The sequence below is a fragment of the Methanocalculus sp. genome (assembly GCF_030651615.1).
In the GTDB taxonomy this organism is placed as follows: domain Archaea; phylum Halobacteriota; class Methanomicrobia; order Methanomicrobiales; family Methanocorpusculaceae; genus Methanocalculus.
In genome coordinates this window covers 1-4577 of sequence record NZ_JAUSCG010000007.1, presented here as the reverse complement: position 1 = coordinate 4577, position 4577 = coordinate 1, and the positions used below count along the sequence as shown (strand labels likewise).

Here is a 4577-nt window from a genome sequence, read left to right as displayed (position 1 = left end):
TCTTCTCCTCGCTTTTGATCTCACGACCGCCGCTTCATCTGCCGATACGACACGGAGGAGATATGTCCCATGACAGGGTTTTGTATAGGGGAGGATGACCGTCTCTCCATCAAGGGCAATGGCAATCGGAGGGACACCGATGATCCGTTTCTCAAAGAGTTTGAACCCCGGATCGACATAGTATATCTCTTTGTACTGCTTCTCGACATACTCCCGGCACTCTTTGAATGAGGCCATCGAGAGGAGGACATCATATCCAAGATCTTCTACGCAGCCCATCCGAGCACCTCATCAAGTTTTCTTCTGAGTTTACCTGGATTATGGATCGCCTTCTCGACGATCTTCTCACAGGGGATATCAAGCTGTTCTGCGAGCTCTTCGGCCTCTCTCCCAAAGACGACAACAATAAGACGCCCTTCAAAGAGATACCTGATTGTCGTAGCATAACTGATCCCGGCATCATTATGGGCAAAGACGATACAGACTCCAGGATGTCGCTCTCCCGAAGCAAGCTCCTCGATACACCGGTCAAGCTCGACCATCCTCTTCACATACACCTTCTTTGGATCAGATACCTTCAGAAGAACAAGCACCGCGCTGTTGCCTGCGACCAGAACATCCCACTCATCCTCATTCAGACGATCGGCTGCATAAAGCGCAAGTGCCTGTTGAACCGGAACCTCGGGACAACCGAGGATAATTAAAGCTCCATTTCCCTCTTCACTCATAGTAATCCTCAAATCTTAAAGATCCCAAAATGGTGTGATATCACAGCCTGTACAGGGGAGGCACATTGTACGGGCTTTTGTGGCATCGAGACCATTGTTTGTAAGGATATCTTTCGTCTCCTTTGCAAGATACAGGAGCCGCTCCTGTGAGGGCCGTTCAACGGTGATCTCACCTGTACGAAGCGGCGATGCCGAGATCGGCCGGAGGTTTGGAATGACCCCCATACTGGCAAGAGTAGCAACACCATCAAGTACAGTGTCATCATCCTCACCCAGACCGATGATGACATTCGTAAAGACCGCATTCTTTCCAAAGATCAAGACTGCCTGCCTGAGTGCATCGAGTATCCAGGATAAGGAGAAGTCGCGGCAGACATTAGCGAAGATCAGAGGATCCATCGTCTCGACATTGTACTTGATCTCGTCTGCACCTGCATCATAGAGCAGCCTGCTCGAATCCCTCGTCGGATAGACCGAGACACCGATTGGGAGATCGAAACGACGACGAAGTGCCTGTACCACCTCCACCATCCTCTCCACCTCCTCTTCAGGAGAGATGGCCACACCGCTTGTAAGGGAGATTGCTTTAAGTCTCCCGGTTGCAGACGCCTCTTCGACCATTTCAATGATCGTCTCTATACTTTTTATTCCTCCATGGAGTTTTGGAACCGGGCAGAATTTACAGTCAAAGATACAGGTTTCACTGACGGTGATGTATGCCTGCTCCGGACAGTGGCAAAGCGGGCTTTCCAGTTCTCCCGATATAAACGGCTCACCGTGATAAAGAAGGAGAACACCATCTTCATCCGGAACGGCTTTCAGTGGAGAATGTTCCTTTACCGTCAGGCGAACCCTGTGGTCACCTGAGATGATGAAGATTGATCTGTCTCCGGCTCCGGGACCTGCTGTTGCAGACGTCTGTGGTGCAATCAAAGTGAGCTGCTTATCAAGCTCAATCGAGCCGATACTGATGAGAAATGCCTTATTTTCTACCGTCATCACCCGCATAGCTTCCCCCTGAAATCTCCATAATCATGATTATTCACAATTGTGAATTATCACACTATTCTGCCTTATGAGAGATATAGATTTGGATCTGGGGAGAATAATTGCGGAAAAATTTGCCTGAGTCTCAACTTTAATGTAGGTATGGTGATAAGTATAGTATGGCAACATCACAATTGTGATTGATTCTGCCAGAGTGGCGGAGAGGCTACGCGGTTGACTGCAGATCAACTACATCCCGGTTCGATTCCGGGCTCTGGCTCTTCTTATATGATCATATAAGACCTATTTGAGGAGAATTCAATGTTTTCTGCACAGGAACGGGATAGATACAAACGCCAGATCATGCTCTTCGGCGAAGAAGGCCAGGAGCGGTTAAAAGAAGCAACAATATTCATTGCCGGTGCAGGTGGGCTTGGTTCTCCGATATCTATCTACCTTGCAGTTGCAGGGGTAGGACGGATCATCCTTGTTGACAAAGACAGTGTGGAACTAACAAATCTTAATCGGCAGATCCTTCACTTCAACAGGGATATCGGGGAAAGGAAGACCATTTCAGCAGTAGCCAAACTCAGAGATATCAATCCGGATATCAGGATTGACGTCATTGATACAACAATCGATGAGACGAACGTCCTTGAACTCGTCGGAGATGCAGATGGGATCGTTGATGCGATGGATAACTTCCCGACGCGATATCTTCTCAATAGTGTGGCATATACAAAGAAGATCCCCTTCTTCCATGGAGGGATCCGTGGCCTCTGCGGTCAGGCGACAACGATAATCCCGGGAGAAACCGCCTGCCTCTCATGCATCTTCCCTCACCCACCCCCTGCCGAAGTATTTCCGGTTGTCGGGGTGACACCCGGTTTTATTGGAGTTGTGCAGGCAAATGAGGTGATCAAGTACTTCACCAGCACAGGAGAGCTTCTTGCGAATCGCCTTCTTCACTGGGATGGTGAACGGTCAACCGTTGATGAGATCAGGCTTGAAAAGGACCCTGCCTGCCCAGTCTGTGGTAAGAGAGAAGAGTGATTACAAAAGAAGGGATACAATTGTTTCCATGACTAATACACTTATAAGAGGGGAAAGACAGAGGTGAATCATGGTATGGGAAGAAGAGATACAATCTACCATCCCCATCTGCCTGACAATAATCACTCTTCTTCTTATCTGCGGTTGTACCGATATTCAGGGTGAGATTTCCAGAGAGACTGTCGCTGCACCGGATGCACCGGACTGGCTCGCATTACCGCTCACCGACCTTCTGACAGAGGAGGAGTTCACCCTTGAATCCCTTATAGCTTCCGGAAAGCCCGTTATCATTCATACCTTCACCACCTCATGCCCTGCATGCGGAGTCCAGTTCAACGAGGCGACAGATCTTCAGAGGGAGAATCCCGGCACCTATATCGTCATTGGTCTCAATATAGATTTTAATGAGGAGGATGAAGCAGTCATCCGGTATATCGAGAGGAACAGGTACCAGGGTCATTTTGTCACCGCACCCGGTCAACTTTCTATCGGACTCATCAGGACATTCGGCATCAGGGTCATGCAGTCGACTCCGCAGACGATACTCATCCATAATGATACAATCTATTACCTCGGCCCGGTCATCTTCTCATCCCGAGGGCTAGTGTCATGTCAATTATTAAATGTCGTAACTTTATTATATGGTGAACGTAGTATAATATGTAATGAGAAAATATGTTGTGACTCTCACCAAGGAAGAACGTGATACCCTTGAAGCCCTCTCCTCTAAAGGTAAACATTCATCTCAAGCAGTTCTGAATGCCCTCATCCTCCTTGCATGTGATGAGGGCGAGCACCAGACACAGCGTTCAACAAATGAAGAACTATCTCGCGTTCTGAATATCAGTATGAGAAAAATCGACCGTGTTAAAAGCAGATTTGTTCTGGAAGGTCTTGATGAGGCACTGACAAAGAAAAAACCAGATAGGATCTATGACAAAAAGACCGACGGTGATTTCGAAGCCAGATTAATTGCCTTGAGTTGTAGTGAACCACCAGAGGGCTATTCTAGGTGGTCACTTCGATTGCTGGCAGATAAAATGGTTGAACTTGAGTACGTTGACACAATATCTCATGAAGCCGTTCGTCAGGTTTTAAAAAAAACGAACTCAAACCGTGGCGAAATCAGGCGTGGGTAATACCCCCTAACCAGAACGGTAATTTCGTTGCTCAGATGGAACGGGTTCTGGATGTGTATAAGCGACCCTTCGATCCACAACATCCAGTTGTTTGCATGGATGAATCCCCAAAACAACTCATTTCTGAAACTCGAAACTCAATACCCTGTACACCAGGATATCCCGCCAGACATGATTATGAGTATCGCCGTTGTGGCACATGTAATATTTTCATCGCATGTGAACCTCTTGCCGGGAAACGATTGGTAAAAATAACTAATCGAAGAACCAAGCAGGATTGGGCCGAATTCCTGCGTGATATTGCTGCCCAATATGAAGATGCAGATACAATTACCCTGGTTATGGATAATCTGAATACACATGGACCGGGATCACTCTATGAAACCTATCCTCCCGAAATAGCCAAGAATCTCTGGGATCGGTTTGAGTTTGTCTATACGCCAAAACATGGAAGTTGGCTAAATATGGCAGAAATAGAGCTGAGCGTTCTCACCAGCCAGTGCCTTGATCGAAGAATAGACAGTATTGAGGTTGTCCAGAGAGAGGTTAAAGCATGGGAAGAATCCCGAAATAACAAAGATAGTCGGATAAATTGGCAGTTCACGACTGAGGATGCACGAGTGAAGCTATCTCGCCTTTACCCGACTTTTGAAGTTTGACGTGACACTAG

The 4577-nt window shown here is 47.4% G+C and carries 6 protein-coding genes and 1 tRNA gene; 4 read left to right on the top strand and 3 right to left on the bottom strand.

The window, feature by feature from the left end; genetic code table 11:
• From Q7V06_RS00275 to Q7V06_RS00265, 3 genes are all read right to left on the bottom strand, one after another.
• The coding region (locus Q7V06_RS00275) for a DUF1894 domain-containing protein (protein WP_304836362.1) at positions 1 to 279 on the bottom strand (279 nt) is incomplete at its 3' end.
• A complete protein-coding gene (locus Q7V06_RS00270) occupies positions 267 to 728 on the bottom strand; it encodes a DUF1890 domain-containing protein (protein WP_304836360.1) in 462 nt (153 codons plus the stop codon). The genes Q7V06_RS00270 and Q7V06_RS00275, both read right to left, overlap by 13 nt.
• Before the next feature lie 15 nt (positions 729 to 743).
• The gene (locus Q7V06_RS00265; protein WP_304836357.1) at positions 744 to 1727 is read right to left on the bottom strand and encodes a radical SAM protein; all 984 of its coding nucleotides are present in this window, start codon (positions 1725 to 1727) and stop codon (positions 744 to 746) included.
• A gap of 196 nt (positions 1728 to 1923) precedes the next feature.
• Here Q7V06_RS00265 and Q7V06_RS00260 point away from each other — a divergent pair.
• The 4 genes from Q7V06_RS00260 (at position 1924) to Q7V06_RS00245 (ending at position 4566) form a co-directional block, all read left to right on the top strand.
• Positions 1924 to 1995, top strand: a tRNA-Cys gene (locus Q7V06_RS00260).
• Between the two features lie 41 nt (positions 1996 to 2036).
• Positions 2037 to 2768, top strand: a complete 732-nt coding sequence (locus Q7V06_RS00255; protein ID WP_304836355.1) for a HesA/MoeB/ThiF family protein — start codon at positions 2037 to 2039, stop codon at positions 2766 to 2768.
• Between the two features lie 70 nt (positions 2769 to 2838).
• Positions 2839 to 3474, top strand: coding sequence for a hypothetical protein (locus Q7V06_RS00250; RefSeq protein WP_304836353.1), 636 nt, complete (start codon positions 2839 to 2841; stop codon positions 3472 to 3474).
• Positions 3434 to 4566, top strand: a protein-coding gene (locus Q7V06_RS00245; protein ID WP_304836350.1) for an IS630 family transposase whose coding sequence is annotated in 2 segments (ribosomal slippage) — positions 3434 to 3860 and positions 3860 to 4566 — 1134 coding nt in all. Because the reading frame shifts where the segments join, the coding sequence is not laid out codon by codon here. The genes Q7V06_RS00250 and Q7V06_RS00245 overlap by 41 nt, the downstream gene beginning before the upstream one ends.
• The last annotated feature ends 11 nt before the right edge of the window (positions 4567 to 4577 follow it).

Coding starts and splice junctions, on each gene's coding strand:
- Q7V06_RS00250 (WP_304836353.1), top strand. CDS start 2,839: ATGGTATGGGAAGAAGAGATACAATCTACCATCCCCATCTGCCTGACA.
- Q7V06_RS00255 (WP_304836355.1), top strand. CDS start 2,037: ATGTTTTCTGCACAGGAACGGGATAGATACAAACGCCAGATCATGCTC.
- Q7V06_RS00265 (WP_304836357.1), bottom strand. CDS start 1,727: ATGACGGTAGAAAATAAGGCATTTCTCATCAGTATCGGCTCGATTGAG.
- Q7V06_RS00270 (WP_304836360.1), bottom strand. CDS start 728: ATGAGTGAAGAGGGAAATGGAGCTTTAATTATCCTCGGTTGTCCCGAG.